The organism is Blautia sp. MSK17_66, assembly GCF_020538025.1.
Classification (GTDB): Bacteria; Bacillota; Clostridia; order Lachnospirales; family Lachnospiraceae; genus Blautia_A.
In genome coordinates this window covers 1-21926 of record NZ_JAJBNQ010000023.1, presented here as the reverse complement: position 1 = coordinate 21926, position 21926 = coordinate 1, and the positions used below count along the sequence as shown (strand labels likewise).

Here is a 21926-nt window from a genome sequence, read left to right as displayed (position 1 = left end):
CTCATTCCTTCAGCCACTTCCTCATCTCTGATACAGTTTCAATGTCTTTTCTACCACATCGTCCCAGTTATATTTTCTGCAGATAAATTCCTCGGCCTGTGCTTTATAGGTTTCTACCATTTCCGGATGGTCACAGGCGTTCTGTAATTTTGCTTTCAGATCACTGACATCCGATTTTCTGAACAGCAGTGCCTTGTCTTCTACCACCTCTGCGCATTCCGGTATGTCGGATGTCAGGCAGCAGTTTCCGTAACTCATTGCTTCCAGGAGACTTAACGGCATGCCTTCAAGGTCGGACGGAAGTGTGTAGATATATGGATTGCTGTATAGCTCTTCCAATATCTCTCCCTGAACAAAGCCGGTAAAAATAATCCTGTCATCGTCTTTTGCCAGGCTCTTCAGTTCATCCATAAATGCCTGTGTGTCGGAGCTTCCTCCGGCGATGACGAGTTTCTTATCTGTCTTCGTCTGTTTAAATGCTTCTATTAAATAGCGCTCACCTTTTTCCGGGACGATTCTTCCTAAGTAAAGAATGTAACTGTCCTTGGTGAGTCCCCATTTCTCGGTGATCTGACGGGCTTTCCGTGGTTTTGCTTTATTTACACCGTTTGGAATAAACCGGGTGGTCCTTCCATATGTATTTTGGAAATAATCCTGAACGCCTTTGCTGAGTACGATGATCTCATCGGCAAAGCGGACAGCATTTTTTTCTCCGCTTCTGATGTACCAGCTTGCAAATTTTCCCCACTTGGCTCTCTGATGATCGAGACCATGCACGGTGACGATCACTTTCTTTCCAAACAGTTTCGGGAGCCAGCACATAAAGGCCGGGCCTTCTGCATGGATATGTACAACATCATAGTTTCCAAGAGCTGCCCGAAGGCTTGCGGATACGGATGCTGTCATGGCAGCAAGCCCGCGTTTATCTATTGTAAAGACTTCCTGTAAAGTGACGCCTTTGTATGTCTTAAGTTTTGTACCGTCGAATTCGCTTCCGGCTACGTTGTGTCCTTTTCGGTTATAACAGGTTACAGAATGGGATTTCTTCGCCATTCTGGTTGCCAACTCTTCCACAACAATTTCAATCCCGCCTTCTCTAGATGGGATTCTTTTATGTCCCAGCATAGCAATCCGTAAATTTTCTCTGCTATGTTTCTTCTTCATATCTTCTGGTAATTTTCCTGTGTTTCTTTGATTAACAGCAGGATTTTCTCCTCATTGTTGTTTCAAGTCTTTTTTATATATAACTTCGAACACTTTCACCATCTGACAGACGGCGGACTTCCCGGATTCCCCGTGGACTCCGGTGGGCGGTGTTCTGCCCGAAAGCAATATCCTGTAGATATCACTTTTTCTGTGATTTCTCACACACTCTATATGCAGAACTCATCCAACTGGAAGGGCTCTTTGCATACGTTTTATACAGACAAATATCTCCGGATTTTCTGTTTTACACACAGGAACCTGGAGTCTTTGAGGCTGTCTTCTCTTTGTTTTGCTCAAATCCTTTCAGACATTTCTTTCCAAGATTTCGAGCTGTATTCAGATAACGGTTTCCTCTGTGTCCATTTGGACAGAAGAATTCGTTTTCTTTGTTTTTGATTTTTTCTCCACAGATACTGCAAACGGAACTGATCTCATGCTGCTGCAGTTCGACCACCACGATTCCTTCCTGCCACGCTTTATATTTGATCTTCTCGCGAATCGCAGTGCTTAGGTGAATCGGTGAATGATTTCCTGCCTTTGTCATGATAATTTTGCTGTAATCCCTGTCAAACTCCGGCAGGGCGATGATTTTGGCATTGTTGTTTTTGCAGTATTCTATAACTTGTCTACTTATGCTGTGAGAATAAAAATCATTGAGATTTCTTAGTTTTTCCCAGTACCTTGCATTGGCGTGGGGATTATCTCCGGCACCTCCGGACTCCTGGGATTTTTTTAGTTTTGCTTCAACTGTTTTACAGCGGTGGCTGTATTCTGCACCGCCTCTGATGAAGCGAGTTCCTTCGCTGTTTCCCTCCGAATCCAGAATGCAACAGACCGTGCATGCATCCTGATTGCAAAAAACTACTGCACAGATTTTTTCTTTTGCGTTCATCCGTTCTTTGGCGGTTCTTCCGTCTTCGACCGGAGTTTTCCATGGAATATGCAGCTCAGTCTGATTTCTCTTAAGAACCAGAGACGGAGACATCATAACTCCTGTTTCCGGTATGGAATTCCCATACAGTCGAATCCTTGTCCATTTCCAGGCTGTTCCATTCCAGATCTTCAGGGTGATTTCCTTATTGTTGAAATCCCTGTACATTCCTTTATAGAAGGTTACGGACTCTGTAAACTGCTGCGTTCGTCTGTTCTGTGCTTCTCTTGTGCGGTAGCTTCTGGCTGCTGCAATTGCGGCATTGATCGCTGCCCTGCGAAAATAAAGCGGAACTTTTGTCCATGGAAGGGGATTTGGTACAGGCTGTTTATCTCTTCCCGTGATCGTCATCTTTTCCAGTGTACGAAGTGCTTCCATTGCTCCCGGAGTACTGTCGATAAACGTATCCAGATACAATTCATAATAAAAGCTTAAAATTTCGTTATAAAGTTCCTGCGTCTGCCTGAGCCAGTCTGTATGTCTGCAGAAAACATTAAATTTCTTTACTGTGATTGAATAACAGGAAGTTTTTTCCATGCAGGTACCTCTGCTGATTTTTCGTGAAGTATGTAACTTTGCGAAGTTTTTGTCTTTTTTTCAAAGATCATCTTATTTTAACACACACAAATTCATGTGTAAAGGTACAGAAATGACTTAAAGTCAGTCGTTTTGATACGCTTCTTGGCAATTCTGCCCAATTTTTTTTGTATTTTTTAGCAAAAACTTTTTTCAGAGTTCGTTTTTATTTCGCAAAATTACATACTTCACGAAGTTTTTTTGTGTGAATTTATCTTTTATTTTCTACAAAAAGCAGGTACCTTTTTCTGTTCGTCACAGAAAAACAGCACCTGCTTTTATATTTTACTTCTTAATCTTTACAATATAGGTTTCATAATTCGGATCCTGGTATACAATTTCGCCAAGGCTCTCCAGTCCTGCATTGTTGAGGTTTTCACCGTATTTTTCTCTTTCGCAGGAACCTACAAAGATATAGGAAATGTCATATTTCTTGATCAGTTCCTGGACTTTCTGGGTATCCGTAGAGGTATAAATGGTTTCGATCTCGGCGGATTTCTCGTTCAGATCAGCCACATCATTTCTCCACAGCCATTCGTGTACATACCAGCCCATCACGGTAGGAAGTCCGGTCATTGCGGAAACTCGTTCATAGTTGGAGTAGCTGTCGCCGTTTGCCTCCAGAACCACAGGGGAATCCTGAATGTTTTCTTTCAGCCATCGGATCGCACCGGCATCTTCCACGAAATCTGTTTCCAGAAATGCCGTTGCATTCAGACCTTTGTACTGGGACGGATCCAGAACCTGTCCAAACCAGGAATCCACGCTTCGTCCAAAGTATCCACAGGTCCACAGAAGAAGTACAAGTCCGATCACCCCGACTGCCTTGAGGATTTTTTTGCAGTTTATGAATAACAGCCGGAAAATCACATATGCCATCGTCATTCCAAACATGATATAAGCCTGATAGGTCAGCTTGAACATGGTATTGGCACGGGCATTTCCATTCTCATAGATATCGCGGACATATACCAGCTCCGGGATTGCAACCAGACCGATTGCGCACAGTCCCATGATTACTGCAAACAGATCCGGTGTGCGGACTGCCTTCATCAGGCGGTAGAGGGATTTGTGCTCCAATTTTTTCAGTTTCTCGATAATAAGCGAGATCACAAACACAAGTGTCAGGATCGTCGGAAGTCCCCACAGGACCAGAAGCTGGTGTGGCAGAGAATGGTTCTGTGCCAGTCTTACACCCTGTACCATGGTTGTGAACTGCAGGGTGAACGGCAGGATGATCACCGTTGCAATGGCAAAGATTTCTATTGCCTGTACTATCGTTACTGCAAGAATCCGTCTGATATCGCCTTTCAAGCAGATGATGTTCATAAACAATACCGTTCCGCCGGTCACGACATAGTAGATGACAAAATCCCAGTAGTTTGTCCAGTGGAACATTCCAAGGAGCATTGTCGCCGCCAGGATCTGCGGCATCAGAAGCTGTTTCATCCAGAATTTCCGACGTCCCAGTTTCTCCACAGACGGTGTTGTGTTCCGCACCTTCTTTGTCCAGGCATACAGAAGTCCCAGAAGCAGAAGGACAAACATGATGTTTACCACATGTGCATGAAGGTCTCCCAGTACGAAGGAGTAGCACGGAAATTCATGGATCGTCTTGTCCGGCACATCCGGGTTGAATCCGATATAACGGGTAGCATCCGGGAACCAATATCCACTCACTTCCTCGCCCTTTAATTTCTGGATGAGTGGGAGGATCTGTGCATAGACCACATAATGCATATTTCCGGCAATGGAAACCGCCAGTCCTGCAAGGAAACCTGCAAGTGTCGGAAGCTGTTTCTTCCAGCCTGTAACTTTCCTGCCCTGTAAGTCTGTTGTCATCTGACGCACCAGGGAAAACGGAAGTACAAAAGCAAAGCCTGCGACAAAGGTACGCATCAGGTTATAGGTAAGCTCCACCTGTGTGCCGGAAAGCTTTGTCAGAAATACTGCAAAGTACTGACCGCCGTAATAGTAATTGATCTTGCCCTGAGAATACCAGAGGTCAGTTGCCGGAAGTGTCTTGCTGCGCATCATTGCTTCCATAAAGCCATAGTCCATAAACTTCTCTGTTCCATGAGCTGCCGGATGAAATCCTGCCAGATAGGTCCACAGAAGAAATGCCGCAAAAAACAGGATTTCTTCTATATAAACAAGATCCAGTCTGTCGATTGGAAGACATTCGTATCCATTTCTCCGCTGTTTCTCGTATGCAAGGATGCAGATGATTCCATACACCAGTGCAATGCCCACGCAGGCAGCTGTCGTAAATTTCAAAATCTTGACAGATACCAGAAACCAGGTCAGAAAGCCTGTGATCGTGATGGAAACAACCTTCGAAAACATCCATCCTTTGTCTTCAAAGCTTCGAAAAAGTCTTCCTGTAACTGCCATACCCACGCATCCAAGCACGGCGGCAAGGAGATACCATGTCCAGAATGTCCACACATCTCCTTTAAGGAGAAAGGCAGACAACGCGACAAGAAGTACTGCCGGTATGACTTTTATGATTGTTTTTTTAACTGTTTGAGGTTTCATAAATTCTTATTCTCCCATCCTCTGATTGGTACACCAGATGGAATGCTTTTGCAATAACATCTTCTCTGCATTCTGTTTCTTCAAATTTCATTCCATCTTCGAATAAAATATAGGTGATTTTTTCCTGTTTTACAAGTGATTTCACAGTATTTTCATCGGTTGAGCTGTAGATCGTTTTGGCAATCTCTGCCCGGCCATAGGTATCATATCCGGCAGACCATGCATAGTAAGGCCAGCCCATGTACATCATGACTCCTGCCATCGTCACCTCATTGATGCTGTACTCCGGTGTCAGGATCAGATCTTTGCTTGTGAGGTTGTCTGCAAGCCACTCCGTCAGAGCACTGTTCATATTTACGGTGACTCTTCGACCGGGTCCATTATCGCGTACAATGATCACAAAATCATAGATTCCTGTGATCGTCAGACAGACTGCAAGCAGCACTGCCGCCGCCTTCTGCCAGATACCTCTGCCAAAGAGCTGAACTACTGCCCATCCCCAGAACATTGCCACAAACGCATAGGAAATCATGATATATTTATGATTTACTGCGATATCCGGTGTCAGGGACATACAGAATGCAAAAATCAGCGGGAACAGAAAGCTTATGAGGATAACCCGCTGTCTTCGATCTCTCAGAAAGTACAGAATTACCAGTGCCCCGAGAAAGAAGATTCCGCTCATCTGGAGCAGATACCACAGTACCCCCGGCAGCGACTTATTCTCTGCCAGGAATCCCCAGTAAAAGGAGGTCTTCACGACATTTCCCCAGATAAACAGTCTTGCCTGAAGCTCTGCAAATATAACTGCTGCCGCCGCTGTTACCAGATAATCGAGTTTTCCATCCGAAAATATCGCGAATCCAAACAGGATCAGAAGGCCTCCGATAACTGCTGCCCCATTCCAGAAAGAGGTCATTCCCAGCAGCATTCCGGCAAAAAGTGCGCTCTCCAGGTTCCGGCTCTTCCAGGCTTCTCTGCTGAACACTCTGCCAATAAGCCAGTGCCAGCCTTTTTCTCTATGTGCACATCCGGCCTCTATCCAGTCCAAAAACATCCACAGCACCAGGGCGACGATCAGAAGTCCGAACGCCAGATGTCTCTGATTCAGATAGACATTGAAATTCCAGAGTCCCCAGTTTTCGTTCGGTGTGTAGCCAATAAAGCTCATATTGGTTTTGAAGGTTTCTGCCAGGTCGCCTGCCACAAGATGCTCGATCACAAACTGAAAAAATGTCAGTGCGCTTCTGAAAAAGAAAAACAGGATCGTACATACGGAGGCTGTCAGGCTTCTGGTAATACGTAGTGCCAGATTGTAAAGCATGATGAGAAATGCCAGCAGTGCCAGGATGCTGACCAGGTTATAGGCCAGATCCAGCCGCAGTCCGAGGAATTCGAGATTTCCTACAAGGAACTGGAACATAAAATGATATTTTACATCCTGCCCTCCAAAATGCGGATACTGGGTCGGGAAATTATTTCCCAGTGAAAAGGAGCGGATCATCGCTGTATGCGGTGCGTAATCTCCGTAAACGGTATAGCCGGAATAAAGGACACCGTCCTTTATGTAAAATACATAAAACATGATCCAGCTGATAAACACGGCAAGGATCACAAAGAAAACTGCTTCCACTCGAAACTGTTTCTTATCTCTGATCAGTTCACGCTCATATCCGGACAATATGGTATTGTCTCTCCGATACCTCATGGTATACAGAGAAATCAAAAAGACAAGTGAGAGTGCCATCACGAACACATTCCCGTAAAAGAGCGGTTTCTGTGCTCCGAGTGCACTCGCTGCCCAGGAGATCATATAGGTGCTCCATCCGAATATCAGAATTCCAATCCCGAATGCGCCACAGCTCAGTATCCAGAATTTATTGTTCTTTACGTCTCCCGATGCAAAGAACATCCCTGCTGCTTCTTTTCCGATCAGTACTGCCAGCAGACAGTAAATAATTCCTAACATAAATACACCCTCTGTATTTCTTTTTTATCTTCTGCATTGTTTCGAATCCAGTATAACAGAATACGAAATTAATAGCAAAAAAACTTTTACTGTTTCTGTATATAGCTATGGATTCCCTCTGCCAGTGCGGCGGCTACTTTTTGCTGATATTCTTTTGTCTGCAGAAGTTCTGCCTCTTCCGGATTCGTGAGAAATCCGCACTCCGCTATGACCAGGATGCTCCTGCTCCTCTTCAGCAGATAGTAGCTGGTGTTTCCCTTGATTTCCCGCGGCCGTTCCACCTCGAGCATCACATTCAGTCTTTCCTGTAGAACCGCAGCCAGTTCTTTTCCCTCCGGTGAGGTTTCATAGTAAAAAACCTGCGGGCCTTTGACCGCCGGGTCATGATAGCTGTTCTGATGAATGCTGACCGTCAGTGCCGGAGCGGTCTCATCGATCAGGGCAATTCTTCGCTGCAGATCCTGTGCCTTTTTGTTCTGTGCAGACTCGTCATAAAGTCCCTTGTCTTCTTCTCTGGTCAGGACGACTGTATATCCCTTTTCTTCCAGCTTTTCTTTGAGAAGAAGTGTCACGGACAGATTGATATTTTTTTCTTCCAGTCCGTCTATCCCGATCATTCCCGGATCACTTCCCCCGTGCCCCGGATCCAGCACGATTACATTTTCTTTCTTTTCGACTTCTTCAGAATTCATCCACACAGATACTGCGGCAGCCTGCCTGGACAAAAAATAAAAACTTATCAGCAACAGGCATGCCATGATCAATTCCATCCTATATTTTCGCAAAAAGGACACATCCTCTCGCATATTCTTTCTATATATATGCCAGGATGTGTCCGCTTATAAACAGAATTCGTAACTGTTCAGTATCCTCACTATCTTCTGAATAGTTACCAGAATTACTTATTCATATTTTATGATTTCTTTCTTCAAACGTTTCATGATACGTTTTTCAAGTCGGGAGATATACGACTGGGAAATTCCAAGAAGATCTGCAACTTCTTTCTGTGTTTTTTCTTTGCCGTCTGCATTATTGAGTCCGAAGCGAAGCTTGATGATCATCTGCTCCCTCGGAGAAAGTTTATTGATTGCCTTACCGAGAAGGGTGATCTCTACTTCATCCTCCATCTTCCTTGATATCACATCATCCTCTGTCCCCAGAACATCCGAAAGGAGAAGCTCGTTTCCATCCCAGTCCACATTCAGCGGCTCATCAATGGATACCTCCATCCGGGTCTTGCTGTTCCGTCGAAGATACATCAGGATCTCATTCTCAATACATCTGGATGCGTAGGTCGCAAGCTTGATATTCTTGACCGGATTGAAGGTATTGATTGCCTTGATCAGTCCTATGGTTCCAATAGAGATCAGATCCTCCACCCCGACTCCTGTATTGTCAAATTTCTTCGCAATATAGACCACGAGTCTCAGATTATGCTCGATCAGAAGGGATCTTGCCTCCTGGTGCTGGTCGGTTTCCAGCTTACTGATCACATATGCCTCTCTCTTCGGATCCAAAGGTGCCGGAAGTACGTCACTTCCACCTATATAATAGACATCTCTTGATCTTGTCAGTACCAGTCTCTGAAAAAGCTGAAACGGGTTATAATCCACACTTGCTGCTGATCTTCTCATAATATGCTCCTCCTAACGCAATAATCTGGAATTCAACAATAGCCTGTATTCCCTCCCCAAAGCGGTAGATTTCGATGTCAGTGCAAAAACCGGTTCTGCTATATGGATCACATTTCCAGGAGTATGAATGCACAGGTCATCAAGCATCACTGCCAGAAGCATCTGCGGGTCGTTCCCTACTGTCGTAAGTGACAGATAATGTGGTTTCAGAGCTGCGATCTCTGTATTTGTCAGTTCCTTCGGATTCTCATGGAAGCTTCTCAGGATTTCTGCATCCTCCTTTGTCAGAAGCTTATACAGAAGCTCCGGTTCAATGATCGACACTGGTTTGCCATTCAACGGATCTGTAAGAAGGTTTCCACTGTCGTAAAGCCCGTAAGCTGACTGTACTCTTCCCTGACACCCCAGTGTCACAGGATAAATATTCTTCCGGCCAGCCCGGATCGAGTCTGCCGCAAAAAGAAAAGCACTGCTGCCTGTGTATACCACAAAAACGCACAGCAGAAATATCCTGAGCGTAAGTGCTCTTTCTCTTGAAACAGCCTCCCAGAAACCGCCGCACAGAAATGCGGTCAGATATAACATCAGAAACGCTTTGAGAAGAAGCGCTTCCTTCTGGATCTTAAGTCCGATCCGAAGCATCAGAAGTGCACAGAAGCCATGAAGAACAACTGTCAGCACCGGAGTATTTTCCGAAGGGATACAGAGGATCAGGCAGGAACCAAAAGCCCCCAGGATGGCGGCAGCCAGACAACGTCTGTGACTGGTGCGGCATCTTAAGAATCTTGCCACCAGCTCAAGGAGAAGATAATCCATCAAAAGATTTGCTGCAAAAACAACGTCTATGTAGATCTCCTGCATATGATCCTCCCCAAAGAAAATGGCATCCTGTAATATATAAAAAAAGACCCTCTGCACTTATATAAATCCTTCACTTTGGTAAGTGATCTCATTATATAAGACAGAGGGTGCAGATTTTGTCAAAACAGGAACTCAGTTCTGCAGAACTTCTCGCGTCTTATCGACAGCATGAAAGAAGTTTTGCGTTATGAGGAGATTTTTTATTATTTTTTCTCTTCCTGGACTTCGATCTTACGAATTGTTTTGTTTTTGATTTCTTCTTTGATCGCTGCAATGAATTCTCCGAGTTCTTTCATTCCCTCATCGCCAAGGTAACGGCTTCTTACGGAAACTTTGCCCTCTTCCTCTTCTTTTGCACCGACTACGAGCATGTACGGTACTCTCTCAAGACGTGCTTCACGGATCTTGTATCCCATCTTCTCGGAACGTCTGTCAACGGAGCAGCGGATGCCTGCTTCTTTCATCTGTGCTTCTACTTTGTCAGCATAAGCGTTGAATTTCTCGGAGATCGGGATCACACGAACCTGCTCCGGACACAGCCATGTCGGGAACATTCCTGCGTATTTTTCGATCAGCCATGCAAGTGTTCTTTCATAGCATCCCATGGATGTACGATGAATGATACACGGACGTTTTTTGTCACCGTTTTCGTCGATGTAGTACATATCAAACTGTTCAGCAAGAAGTGCATCCCACTGGATTGTGATCATGGTATCTTCTTTGCCATATACGTTCTTTGCGTTGATGTCGACTTTTGGTCCGTAGAAAGCTGCTTCTCCGACATCCTCTGTGAATGGGATGTTCAGTTCTTCGAGCATCTGACGAATATCTTCTTCTGTCTCATTCCATACTTCCGGATCACCGATGTATTTTTCTCTGTTGTTCGGATCCCATTTGGACAGATGGTAGGTTACATCCTCCTCAACTCCAAGTACCTGCAGGCAGTACTGTGCAAGTGCGATACAGTCTTTGAATTCTTTTACCATCTGGTCTGGTCTTACGATCAGATGTCCCTCAGAGATTGTAAACTGACGAACTCGTGTCAGACCATGCATCTCACCGGAATCCTCGTTACGAAACAGTGTGGATGTCTCGCCGTAACGCAACGGCAGATCACGGTAGCTGTGCTGTTCTGCTTTGTATACATAGTACTGGAACGGGCATGTCATCGGACGAAGTGCAAATACTTCTTTGTCTGTCTCTTCATCACCGAGAACGAACATTCCGTCTTTGTAATGATCCCAGTGTCCGGAGATCTTGTAGAGATCGCTCTTTGCCATCAGAGGAGTCTTGGTTCTTACATAGCCACGTTTTGTCTCCTCATCTTCGATCCATCTCTGCAGTTCCTGCATCATGATAACACCGTTTGGCATGATAAGCGGAAGTCCCTGTCCGATTACGTCTACTGTTGTGAAGATTTTCATCTCACGGCCAAGTTTGTTGTGGTCACGTTTCTTGGCTTCTTCCATCTGCTCCAGATGTTCTTTGAGCTCGTCTTTTGTTGCATAAGCTGTTCCGTAGATACGTGTCAGCATTGCGTTCTTTTCGCTTCCTCTCCAGTAAGCGCTGGAAGAAGAAAGAAGTTTGAAGGCTTTCACGCCTTTTACGCTCATCAGGTGCGGGCCTGCACAGAGGTCTGTCCAGTCTCCCTGTGAATAGAAGGAGATTTCTTCTCCCTCCGGAAGATCCTCGATCAGTTCTACCTTGTATGGCTCGTTTTTCTCCTTGAAGTATGCGATCGCATCTTCTCTGGATTTTGTAAAGCGCTCGATCTTTGCACCTTTCTTGATGATCTTCTTCATTTCTTTCTCGATTGCATCGAGGTCCTCGCGGGAGAATGGCTCGTGAGCAAAATCGTAATAAAATCCTGTATCAATAGAAGGTCCGATAGCAACCTTGGCTTCCGGATATAAGTTCTGTACTGCCTGAGCAAGTACATGGGAAGCGGTATGACGAAGAACGGCAAGTCCTTTCTCGTCTTTGGCTGTGAGAATGTTCAGTTCGCAGTCGCTGTCGAGAACGGTACGAAGGTCTACAACCTCTCCGTTTACTTCTCCTGCACAGGCTGCACGTGCCAGTCCTTCGCTGATGTCATAAGCGATGTCGATGACTGATTTTGCTTCGGAATACTCTTTTTTGGATCCGTCTTTCAGTGTGATGATCATAATCTTTGAACTCCTTTTGTAATGAATAAAAATTGTAAGTTTTCCACAGGGACGAGTAAATAATTCTATAAAGTAAAAAAGTCCCTTACAATACATCTCTGTACTGTAAGGGACGAATGATCTACTCGCGGTTCCACCCTGCTTGCTGTATCTGTACCTCATCGAACAGACTCAGCCACTCTTATAAGATGATAACGGAATCACCGGACCGGATTAGGGCCACTCGGAGATGGTCTTCGACTGCTTCCCGCTGAAATACTCTCAGCAAATGTACTTCTCTCTGGAGCCTTCCACAGTTTACTCTTCTCTTCAACGTGTTTCTTTATTCTGTAACCCATTATATCCGCACGTTTTCCGTTTGTCAATGGGTGATTTTGTTTTTTGGTAAGACCAATTTAAATTACGCGAAGTCCTCCATCTGCCAGCATGCAGCGTCTTCTTCTTGTAAAACTTCTCGCACAGGTCAGACCTTCACCGGTCGGTCCTGCGATTGTCATAGTCGTATGGCCTTCGCCGCCGATTCCTACACCGACAAGTGTTGCAGCATTTTTGGTAAAGATGGTTGTTTCGATTTCTTTTGCAAATCTTGTCATATGGTCTACGTTCTTGGAGAACATGGATGCTGTGTGGCGGTTTCCGTTTTCTGCAACTACAGCATATTTTACACAGTCCTCAAAAGTCTTGCAGCGGACGATCGGCATGATCGGCATCAGCTGTTCTACAAGTACAAATGGATGATCATGCGGTACTTCACAGAGAACCAGCCTGGTGTCTGCATCTTTGATTCCGATGCTTTCAAGAATCAGAGAAGCGTCCTTGCCGACCCATTTCTTGTTTACGGAATATTTGCCGTCCTTTTCCAGAAATACCACTTTAAGAAGCTGTTCCGTCTCCTGTGGCGTGATAAGATGCGCACCGCAGGCACACATCTTGCGGATCAGTTCATCTGCTACGTTATCCATAACAAACGTTTCTTTTTCTGCCAGACACAGAAGATTGTTATCGAAGGATGCACCTCTGTAAATTTCGGATGCAGCTTTATCCAGATCAGCCGTATCATCGACTACAACGGGTGGGTTTCCTGCTCCTGCACCAATTGTTTTTTTGCCGGATTTGAGAAGTGCATTTACCATTCCCATTCCACCTGTTCCAACCATCAGACGTATCTTCGGACTGGCTGTCAGTTTATTAACTGCTTCCATGTCAGGTTCTCTCTGCATGGTAATCAGGTTTGCAGGTCCGCCGTTCTCCACGATCGTCCTGTGGAGAATCTGAAGGCAGACCGCACAGACTTTTTTGGCACCCGGATGGACATTAAATACAACTGCATTTCCGCCACCGATCATACTAATCGTATTGTTGATGATAGTTTCTGTCGGGTTTGTAGATGGTGTGATCGCACCGATAACGCCAAATGGAGCCTGCTCTTCGATCATAAGACCGGAGTCACCGGAAATCGCATCTGTAACCAGACATTCCACCCCTGGTGTCTTGTCGATTACAGCAAGATTTTTTGCAATCTTATCCTCATAACGTCCCATTCCAGTTTCTTCATGGATCATTTTGGCAAACATTGGGGCATTTTCTCTGGAAACAACACGGATCGCTTCTATAATACGGCGACGATCTTCTACTTTATAATTCATATACCAGTCTCTCTGTGCGATGTATGCGGCATCGATTGCATCGTTTACATCTTCAAACACACCCTGATCACTTTTGCAGGAAATATCCAGATTTGTTTTCATCAAAACTTCTCTGACTATGTTTTTGATCATCATTTCATCCATGGATTTATTTCTCCTTTCACTGCTTCAAAAATACCCCTGTCCGGAAATCCAGGCAGAGGCATTTTTAACTGCTTGACGTAGTGACTGCCCATGTAATGCAGCCGTTCTTTATATTATTTTACAGTAGGAAGAATTTTTTCTACGTCAGTGTGCGGTCTTGGGATAACATGAGTTGCTACTAACTCACCAAGTCTAGATGCTGCTGCACTTCCGCTTTCTACTGCGGATTTAACTGCACCTACATCTCCACGAACCATAACTGTTACCAGTCCGGAACCGATTTTTTCTGTTCCTACAAGTGCAACATTTGCTGCTTTACACATCTGGTCTGCTGCTTCGATTGCTGCTGTAAGTCCTCTGGTTTCTACCATTCCTAATGCTTCCTGTGTCATGATGATTTCCTCCTAATCTCTCTTACATTTCCGGTTTGAATAATACTTTTGTGAACACTTCTGTTCTGTTGTACATCATCTCAAATACTTCTTTACAGTCTTCCAAACGAACACGATGTGTGATCAGTGGATTCACATTCATCTGACCTGTACTCATGAATTCAAGTCCGCTCTTCCACTCGTTGATCGGCAGTGGATTGATGGAAGAGTTCCAGCTTCCGTGGATAGTAAGTTCACCACGAAGAATCGCCTGGATTACCTTGTTCGGATAAGTTACATCGTCATAGGTAATGCCGCCGTATACAACTTCACCATTCTTCTTGCAGGATGCCACTGCCTGAACATGTGTGATCTTGTTTCCGGCAAATTCAATTGCGATATCTACACCTTCGCCGCCTGTCAGCTCTTTGATCGCTGCCACAGCGTCTGTTTTCATTCCGTTTACGCCAGCTGTTGCACCAAGACGTTTTGCAAGTGCAAGTTTATCATCTGCAACATCTACTGCGATAACCTTTGTGCAGCCAAGTGCACGGAGCCACTGAACACAGATAAATCCAATTGCACCAAGTCCGAATACTGCTGCTGTCTTACCAGCTTCCATACGGCATTTACGAACTGCATGGAGACCAACAGATACAGGATCTGTAAAAGAACCTTCTTCATAATCTACATTATCCGGTAATTTCAGACAGTTTGCAGATTCTACAACGACATATTCTGCCATGGCACCGTCTCTTCTGGATCCGTAGTAATCATAATGATCACAGAGGTGGGATTGTCCGACCTTGCAGTACTGACACTCGCCACACGGGATCAGAGGCATAACGGAAACTCTATCTCCTACTGTCAGGTTATTCTTAACTTTATCACCACAGTCTACGATCTGTCCTGCAAATTCATGTCCGATCGTTGTCGGAAAATGGTAAGTACCTTTCACCATAACTCGTGGAATATCCGAACCGCAGACACCGCAGCTTTTTACTTTGATCAATACCTGTGTATCTTTTTCAATATGAGGAACGTCTACTTCCACACATCTGATGTCTTTTGGTGCAAATAAACGAACCGCTCTCATTTTCTGTGCCATCTATATGCCATCTCCTTTTCCTGCTTATACTTAATATGTACTCTTGCTGGTTTCACCTTTTGCAATTGCAACTCCGGCGCTTGTTCCGAGTCTGTTTGCACCTGCTGCGATCATTGCTTTTGCATCTTCCGGTCCTCTTACACCGCCGGACGCTTTAACTCCCATATCCGGTCCTACAGTCTTTCTCATCAGAGCAACATCCGCAACAGTTGCTCCGCCTGTAGAAAATCCTGTAGATGTCTTAACGAAATCTGCACCTGCTTCTTTTGCGATCTGGCAGACCTTAACTTTTTCTTCATCTGTCAGAAGACAGGTCTCAATGATAACTTTAACAATTGCTCTTCCATGAACGGCTGTCACAAGGTCTGCAATATCTTTCTTTACAAACTGCCAGTTTCCTGATTTGATCTTTCCGACATTTACAACCATATCTACTTCATTGGCACCGTTTTCTATTGCTTCATTTGCCTCAAAAATTTTGGATTTTGTGGTGGTTGCTCCCAGAGGGAAACCAATTACTGTACACACTTTAACTCCACTTCCGCGAAGTTCTTCATAGCATAATGGAACATAACATGGGTTTACGCATACAGAACAAAAATGGTATTCTTTTGCCTCCTGACATAATTTTACGATCTGCTCTTCACTGGCATTCTGTTTCAGCAGTGTATGATCGATCATTCCGGCTACATTTCCTGTATTGACAGAAGGTGTGTTCACACTTCCCTGATTCTGCATTGTTCTGAGAATCTCCGCTGTAATCTTACTGACTAACTGTTCCATCTCCATAGCTTATTCCTCTCTTTCCATTTATAATTGCTTATATGGTATATTTCCCTATAAAGGGGGATTACTCTCGTTTACTTATTTCGATGATCTTTCGGAATTTATCTGGTTTAAGACTTGCTCCTCCAATCAGGAATCCATCTACGCCCGGACAACTTCCAATCTCAGCAGCGTTCTTTTCGTTGACGCTTCCACCATACAGAAGCGGGATGTCACTTCCCGTAAGTTCCTGAAGAACGGTCTTGAGATATCGATGTGTCTCTGTAATTTCTTCTGTGGATGCACTTACTCCGGTTCCGATTGCCCAGATTGGCTCATATGCAATCTGTATATAGGGAATCTTATCTCTGGAAAGTCCCTCCAGATCCTCCAAAAGCTGTTTCCTTAATACCTTCTTCCACTGCCCGCTTTTTCTCTCATCCAGATTCTCACCTATGCAGAGCATAACGGAAAAATTTTCTGAGAGTGCTGCCTGGATCTTCTTGTGAATCTCTTCATCCGTTTCATTATAGTAGCTGCGACGTTCGGAATGCCCTACCAGCAGACAGTCACAGCCAAGTTCTCTAATCATAGGAAGAGAAATTTCTCCTGTATAGGCTCCGCTGTCTTTATAATGGAAATTCTGCGGCCCATAGGTAATTCCTCTCCTGCGGAACTCTCCTGCAAGAACTGCCAGTGTTGTATACGGTGGAAAAATCATCACCTTCCCGTCGACCGGGCCCAGCTTTTCCAGAAACTCCATTCCTTCTCTGACGGTCATGTTCATCTTCCAGTTTCCCGCGACGATCAGAGAATGTTTCATATATCTGGCTACTGTTTCCCGGATGATCTGGTCCAGATTCTTCTGTTCCATAGATCCTCCTTCCTGACTTTTAAAGCAGGCAATTTTGTATTCACCTGTTACATATGTTTACATTTGTTCCTGTATTAATATCATTTGTAACTTATGTGCTTATCTTAGCACAAAGGTGCTCACATGTCAACTGCCCATTTATCCAACTTCTTCAAAAAAGCTTCGTCTTCGGTAACTACTTTTACCGGTTCGTTATAATCCAGTGCCATAAGTCCCAGAATGGACTTTGCATCTGCAATCTGATTCTGATCGGTATGCACCCCCACATCACTTCTGCATTTACATGCAAGGTTCATAAAATCCCTCAGGTCATTTGCCTCTGTCAGTTTAATTAATCGGTACATGTTCTTCCTCCTACTGTATATAACTTTTATTAATAAAAGAGAACTTTTGTCCAAAAAAGGCCGGTCAAATTTATGACCAGCCTTTTCTGCAATATTTCCTATTATTTCATTGCTGCAAACGCAAGGCTGTCGTCTACGTAATCATCTACGTTGCTGCTGTCAATAACACCAGTACCTGCATCTACAAATTCTTCATAATCTTCCCCATTCAGAACTTTAAGGGTTGTATTCATAGCAACCTTCAGCAGAGAACCCGGGTCATTCATAGTTGTGATGGAATATTTGCCATCCTTAATTGCTATAACAGCTTCCATAAGGCCGTCTACACCTGTTACTTTGACGCCTTCGACTCCTTTCTCCTGAAGAACCTGAGCTGCTCCAAGAGACATATCATCATTATGTCCATATACAGCAACGATGCCGTCATTACTCTGCAGTAAATCCTGTGTAGCTGTAACAGCTTTGCTTCTTGTGTAATCGCAGTATGCAGACTGGATCACTTCAAGTCCCGGAGCTTCTGCGATTGCAGATTCAAATCCGTCACGTCTTGCCATCATAACAGTATCGCCAGCCGTTCCCTGAATCTCAAGGATCTTGCCTTCTGCCTTATCTTTACCGCCAAGTTCTTCTACAAGAGCTTCTCCTACGAGTCTTCCCATCTCTTCGTTGTCACGACCTACATAAGCGGTATTTCCATCATTTACATTTCGGTCAACAGTGATAACCGGAATATCTGCTTTCTGGCAGGCTTCGATTGCAGGAGCAACACCTTCTGCATTGATCGGATTAAGGATCAGAGCATTGATTCCACTGGAGATCATGTCGTTGATATCGTTGTTCTGTTTTGTAACATCATCATCTGCACTTACACAGACAAAGTCAACACCAAGCTGTTTTGCATAATCTTCTGCAACTTCTTTCATAGTTACATAGAATGGGGAAGCCAGTGTACACTGTGAGAATCCGATCTTGTAATCTGCTTTTCCCGTATAATCAGCCATAACGTCATCTGCCGCGTAAACGCAAACTCCCATAGACCCAATCATTGCCATTGCTGTCAGAATCGCAAGGAAACCTTTTCTCTTCATGTTGAAATCCTCCTTTAAAAAATATAGTTTTTATTATGATAAGCACCCCTTGTACTTCATCATTCTTTTATTTTTTTGCATCAATTGCTCTGTTAAGAAGAAGAGCTGCAATAATAATGACACCTTTTGCGATCTGCTGATAGAAAGAAGCAAGACCTACAAGGTTGAAAATATTTGTGATGATCTGCAGAAGAAATACACCACCAAATGTTCCAAGCATGGAACCAATACCACCAGAAAGGCTGGCACCACCGATTACAGATGCCGCAATCGCATTCAGTTCCATTCCATCACCTGCTGTCGGCTGTCCGGTTGCCAGCCAGGATGCGGTGAGAACACCTGCAAATGCTGCAAGGGCTGCACAGAGGACATAAGTGATCGCATAGTTTCTTGTTGTTTTGATACCTGAAAGTGTTGCTGCTTCACGGTTACCGCCAATCGCAAACAGACTTCGACCGAAAGAAGTATATTTCAGAAGCAGTGCAAAGAAAACCGTCAGAATAATCCAGATAATACCACTGACAGATACTTTACCGATAAAACCACCGCCAATGAATTTGAAATCACTGGAAAGTCCAAAAACCGGAACACCCTGTGTAGTCAGAAGTGCTGCTCCTCTGGCAATCTCCATCATTGCAAGGGAAGCAATGAAGTCCGGAAGACCGAATTTTGCAATCAGAATACCAGTAATCAGTCCAAGTGCCGCTCCAAGAACCACACCTGCAAGTACAGCAATTATAATAGGAATGTTTTTGCTTACAAGAATTGCACTGATCATTCCTGCAAATGCTGCCACTGATCCAACAGACAGATCAATACCGGAGATGATGATTACAAGGGTCATTCCAATAGCTACGATTCCCGGTATTGATGCCTGCTGCAAAAGGTTCAATACATTCCCGATAGTCAGGAAATTAGGTGATAATATAGATGCAATAACTATAAATACGATCAGCAGTACCAGCAGGTTATATTTTTTAAGCAGATCGCTGATCTTCATAGGTTCTTTTCTCATGATTCGTTCCTCCCTGTAACAGATACGGATAAAATTTTGTCCGGATTAAAGTTTTCTTTTGATGAAGTCATGACTTCTTTGCCATCGAACATTACAATAATATTGTCACAGATTCGAAGCAACTCATCCAGTTCCGAAGAAACCACGATCATACTCTTGCCTTCATCCGCAAGATTTCGAATAATCTTATAAATTTCTTCTTTTACCATAACGTCGATTCCCTGTGTAGGCTCATCGATCAGGAGGATATCGCAATCACGGAAGAGCCATTTTGCAATAATAACCTTCTGCTGATTTCCGCCGGACAGATTCTGGATCACAGTGTTGATCGACGGTGTCTTTACATTAAGACTTTTCTTATAAAGTTCACAGGTTTCACGAATCACTCCATAATTAATGATTCCATTTTTCTTGCACTTATCAAGTGCAACCATTGTCATATTTTCCCAGACTGGAAGTATCTGAACAAGTCCCTGTGTTTTACGGTTTTCAGGAATCAGACCGATCTTATTTGCGATTGCCTCACCGGTATGTTTGAAATGTACCGGTCTGCCATGAAGCTTGATCTCACCTTTTTCATATGGATCCGCTCCAAAAATCGAACGAATGACTTCTGTCCGGCCCGCACCAACCAGACCATAGAGTCCAAGGACTTCTCCTTTATGAAGATCAAAAGAAATATTCCTTACTTTATGATTGGTAAGTCCCTTTACTTCAAGAACTTTTTCATCGTTCAGCGGCTTTGCTTCTGTGTATTCATTTTTCTCGCTGACCTTGGCTCCCGTCATATATTCTACCAGGTGATCTTCATTGATCTCTGATGCATTTCGACAGGCTACAAACTTGCCATCGCGGAGAATTGTAATACGGTCACCAACCAAAAACAGTTCTTCCAGATGGTGAGAGATATAGATCAGTGTGATGCCTTTTGCCTTGAGATCCTTAATCAATTGGAGCAGTGTTTCAAATTCTCTCTTGGAAAGTGTTGAGGACGGCTCGTCCATAACAATCAGCTTCGCATTGCTGGCAAGTGCCTTCATGATCTCCGTCATCTGTCTCTGTCCGATATTAAGACTGCTGACTTTGGCCCTGACATCAATCTGCATATTCATTTCATCTGCGATTTCCTGGGTTTTCTTATATACTTCTTTCCAGTCTACAGTTCCAAATTTTGTCTTCGGATAATTGTTGATATATACATTCTCACCAACCGTAAGTTCATTTACCAGTGAAAGTTCCTGATAAATAACGGAAATACCTTTTTTCTTACGTTCCAGCGTTCCATGCGGTTTGAGTTTTTCACCATCAAAAATAATCTCGCCGCTGTCTTCTACATAAGCTCCTGAAAGGATTTTCATCAATGTAGATTTACCAGCTCCATTGGCACCAATCAGACAGTGTACTTCGCCTCGTTTTACGGAAAAGTCTACGCTGTCCAGTGCCTTGACTCCTGGAAATAACTTATCAATCTTACGCATTTCCAGAATATTGTCATGTTCCTGCACTATGTATTCCTCCTTTGTCTCTGCTTATTGATGCATCAGATCCTTCAGACTTTCATATAATTCCAGATACTTATGGAAATATGGCTGATATTCTTCATGATTCTTCATATCCGGCTCTACAATAAACTTCGGTTTTACCATATGTTCTGCTGCCGACTGGAAATCATTGTAAAATCTTCCCTTCGATGCCGCTACTACACAGCAGCCGAGGACACCTGCCTGTATATTTTCATTTACAATGATTGGTTTTCCGGTTACATCTGAGATCATCTGCAGCCAGCGGCGGTCTTTGGTCACTCCTCCGCATGCAGTGATAGAAGCCACCGGATAACCCTGTTCTTCAAAATTACGGATAATATTCTGTGTGCCATAAGAAACAGATTCCAGAACTGCCCGGTAAATATGTTTCCATGTGTGTTTGATATTCAGACCGAATATAACACCCTTTGCCATTGCATCCTTATATGGTGTGCGGTTTCCCTGGAAAAAGTCCAGTACCGTAACCCCGTCTGCACCAATCGGAATTTCATCCGGAATTTCCAGAAGATGTCCATATGGATTTCCATCCTTTTCCGGAATATGAAAATTATGTCTGAACCAGTTTACCAGTCCCGAAGCAGAAATCTGTCCTCCTTCAAGAAGCCACATATCATCCAGAACCGCACCATCGTAAGGTCCCCAGATACCTTTCATATCTGGATTCTGATCTGACAGGCAAAGGTGGACAAAACTGGTTCCCATGATAACACCTAATTTTCCAGGCTTTAAAACATCAAGTCCAAACATGGCTATATGAGCATCTATACCACCCTGCACAATCTTCATTTCCCTGAAAAATCCATATTTTTCACTGATCTGCGGAAGAATGGTTCCTACCACGTCACCGATCTTGTCAACTCGCATGATCAGTTTTTCTTCGTAATCCTCAAATCCAATCTGTTCAAAGAAATCTCTCTGATAACCGCCCATAGAGGAAACATAATTCCATTTGCAGGTTGTATTGCAGATTGAACTTGACCACTCTCCACATAACTGATAGTTCATCCAGTCAAGCTGATCCACGATCTTATAACAGGCATTATAAACATCTGTTCTGTTTCTCTTGATCCACAGTGCTTTGGGAATCATCCAAGTTAAATGAATTTTTAAATTCTACCTTGCAAGAGTAAATTCTATACCTATAGAA

18 protein-coding genes are annotated in these 21926 nt (G+C 43.9%); all 18 read right to left on the bottom strand.

The window, feature by feature from the left end; genetic code table 11:
* Positions 1–21: 21 nt before the first annotated feature.
* The 18 genes from LIR34_RS12685 to LIR34_RS12600 all read right to left on the bottom strand — a co-directional run bounded on the left by LIR34_RS12685 (position 22) and on the right by LIR34_RS12600 (position 21868).
* Entirely contained in the window at positions 22–1164 is a 1143-nt protein-coding gene (locus LIR34_RS12685) for a glycosyltransferase family 4 protein (RefSeq protein ID WP_243149009.1), read from the bottom strand.
* 286 nt (positions 1165–1450) lie between these two features.
* Positions 1451–2674: a zinc ribbon domain-containing protein gene (locus LIR34_RS12680; RefSeq protein ID WP_173901759.1), complete on the bottom strand. Its 1224-nt coding sequence runs from the start codon at positions 2672–2674 to the stop codon at positions 1451–1453.
* 324 nt (positions 2675–2998) lie between these two features.
* Positions 2999–5251, bottom strand: coding sequence for a DUF2298 domain-containing protein (locus LIR34_RS12675; protein WP_173901758.1), 2253 nt, complete (start codon positions 5249–5251; stop codon positions 2999–3001).
* A complete protein-coding gene (locus tag LIR34_RS12670) occupies positions 5232–7220 on the bottom strand; it encodes a hypothetical protein (protein WP_173901757.1) in 1989 nt (662 codons plus the stop codon). The genes LIR34_RS12675 and LIR34_RS12670 overlap by 20 nt, the downstream gene beginning before the upstream one ends.
* A gap of 86 nt (positions 7221–7306) precedes the next feature.
* Entirely contained in the window at positions 7307–8014 is a 708-nt protein-coding gene (locus LIR34_RS12665; protein WP_320442968.1) for an N-acetylmuramoyl-L-alanine amidase, read from the bottom strand.
* A 108-nt stretch (positions 8015–8122) separates the two neighbouring features.
* The gene (gene sigE / locus LIR34_RS12660) at positions 8123–8854 is read right to left on the bottom strand and encodes an RNA polymerase sporulation sigma factor SigE (protein WP_161283956.1); all 732 of its coding nucleotides are present in this window, start codon (positions 8852–8854) and stop codon (positions 8123–8125) included.
* 12 nt (positions 8855–8866) lie between these two features.
* On the bottom strand, positions 8867–9715 hold the full coding sequence (locus LIR34_RS12655; protein WP_161283955.1) for a sigma-E processing peptidase SpoIIGA: 849 nt from the start codon (positions 9713–9715) through the stop codon (positions 8867–8869).
* A 203-nt stretch (positions 9716–9918) separates the two neighbouring features.
* Positions 9919–11880, bottom strand: coding sequence for a threonine--tRNA ligase (gene thrS / locus LIR34_RS12650; protein WP_161283954.1), 1962 nt, complete (start codon positions 11878–11880; stop codon positions 9919–9921).
* A gap of 395 nt (positions 11881–12275) precedes the next feature.
* A complete protein-coding gene (locus LIR34_RS12645) occupies positions 12276–13661 on the bottom strand; it encodes an aldehyde dehydrogenase family protein (RefSeq protein WP_227239490.1) in 1386 nt (461 codons plus the stop codon).
* 122 nt (positions 13662–13783) lie between these two features.
* Complete coding sequence (locus LIR34_RS12640) at positions 13784–14062, bottom strand: BMC domain-containing protein (RefSeq protein WP_022214806.1); 279 nt, start codon at positions 14060–14062, stop codon at positions 13784–13786.
* A gap of 22 nt (positions 14063–14084) precedes the next feature.
* Complete coding sequence (locus tag LIR34_RS12635; RefSeq protein WP_144369440.1) at positions 14085–15149, bottom strand: galactitol-1-phosphate 5-dehydrogenase; 1065 nt, start codon at positions 15147–15149, stop codon at positions 14085–14087.
* Positions 15150–15179: 30 nt separating this feature from the next.
* Complete coding sequence (gene deoC / locus LIR34_RS12630) at positions 15180–15830, bottom strand: deoxyribose-phosphate aldolase (protein WP_334297681.1); 651 nt, start codon at positions 15828–15830, stop codon at positions 15180–15182.
* 169 nt (positions 15831–15999) lie between these two features.
* Positions 16000–16788: a triose-phosphate isomerase gene (tpiA, locus tag LIR34_RS12625; RefSeq protein ID WP_173901754.1), complete on the bottom strand. Its 789-nt coding sequence runs from the start codon at positions 16786–16788 to the stop codon at positions 16000–16002.
* A 119-nt stretch (positions 16789–16907) separates the two neighbouring features.
* Positions 16908–17132 carry an HPr family phosphocarrier protein gene (locus LIR34_RS12620; protein ID WP_144369442.1) on the bottom strand — a complete coding sequence of 75 codons (225 nt, stop codon included), beginning with the start codon at positions 17130–17132 and terminating at the stop codon, positions 16908–16910.
* 101 nt (positions 17133–17233) lie between these two features.
* Positions 17234–18220, bottom strand: coding sequence for a substrate-binding domain-containing protein (locus LIR34_RS12615; protein WP_173901753.1), 987 nt, complete (start codon positions 18218–18220; stop codon positions 17234–17236).
* Between the two features lie 67 nt (positions 18221–18287).
* Positions 18288–19235, bottom strand: a complete 948-nt coding sequence (locus LIR34_RS12610; protein ID WP_173901752.1) for an ABC transporter permease — start codon at positions 19233–19235, stop codon at positions 18288–18290.
* Positions 19232–20740, bottom strand: coding sequence for a sugar ABC transporter ATP-binding protein (locus LIR34_RS12605; protein ID WP_173901751.1), 1509 nt, complete (start codon positions 20738–20740; stop codon positions 19232–19234). The genes LIR34_RS12610 and LIR34_RS12605 overlap by 4 nt, the downstream gene beginning before the upstream one ends.
* Before the next feature lie 24 nt (positions 20741–20764).
* Entirely contained in the window at positions 20765–21868 is a 1104-nt protein-coding gene (locus LIR34_RS12600; protein WP_173901750.1) for an FGGY-family carbohydrate kinase, read from the bottom strand.
* Positions 21869–21926 lie beyond the last annotated feature (58 nt).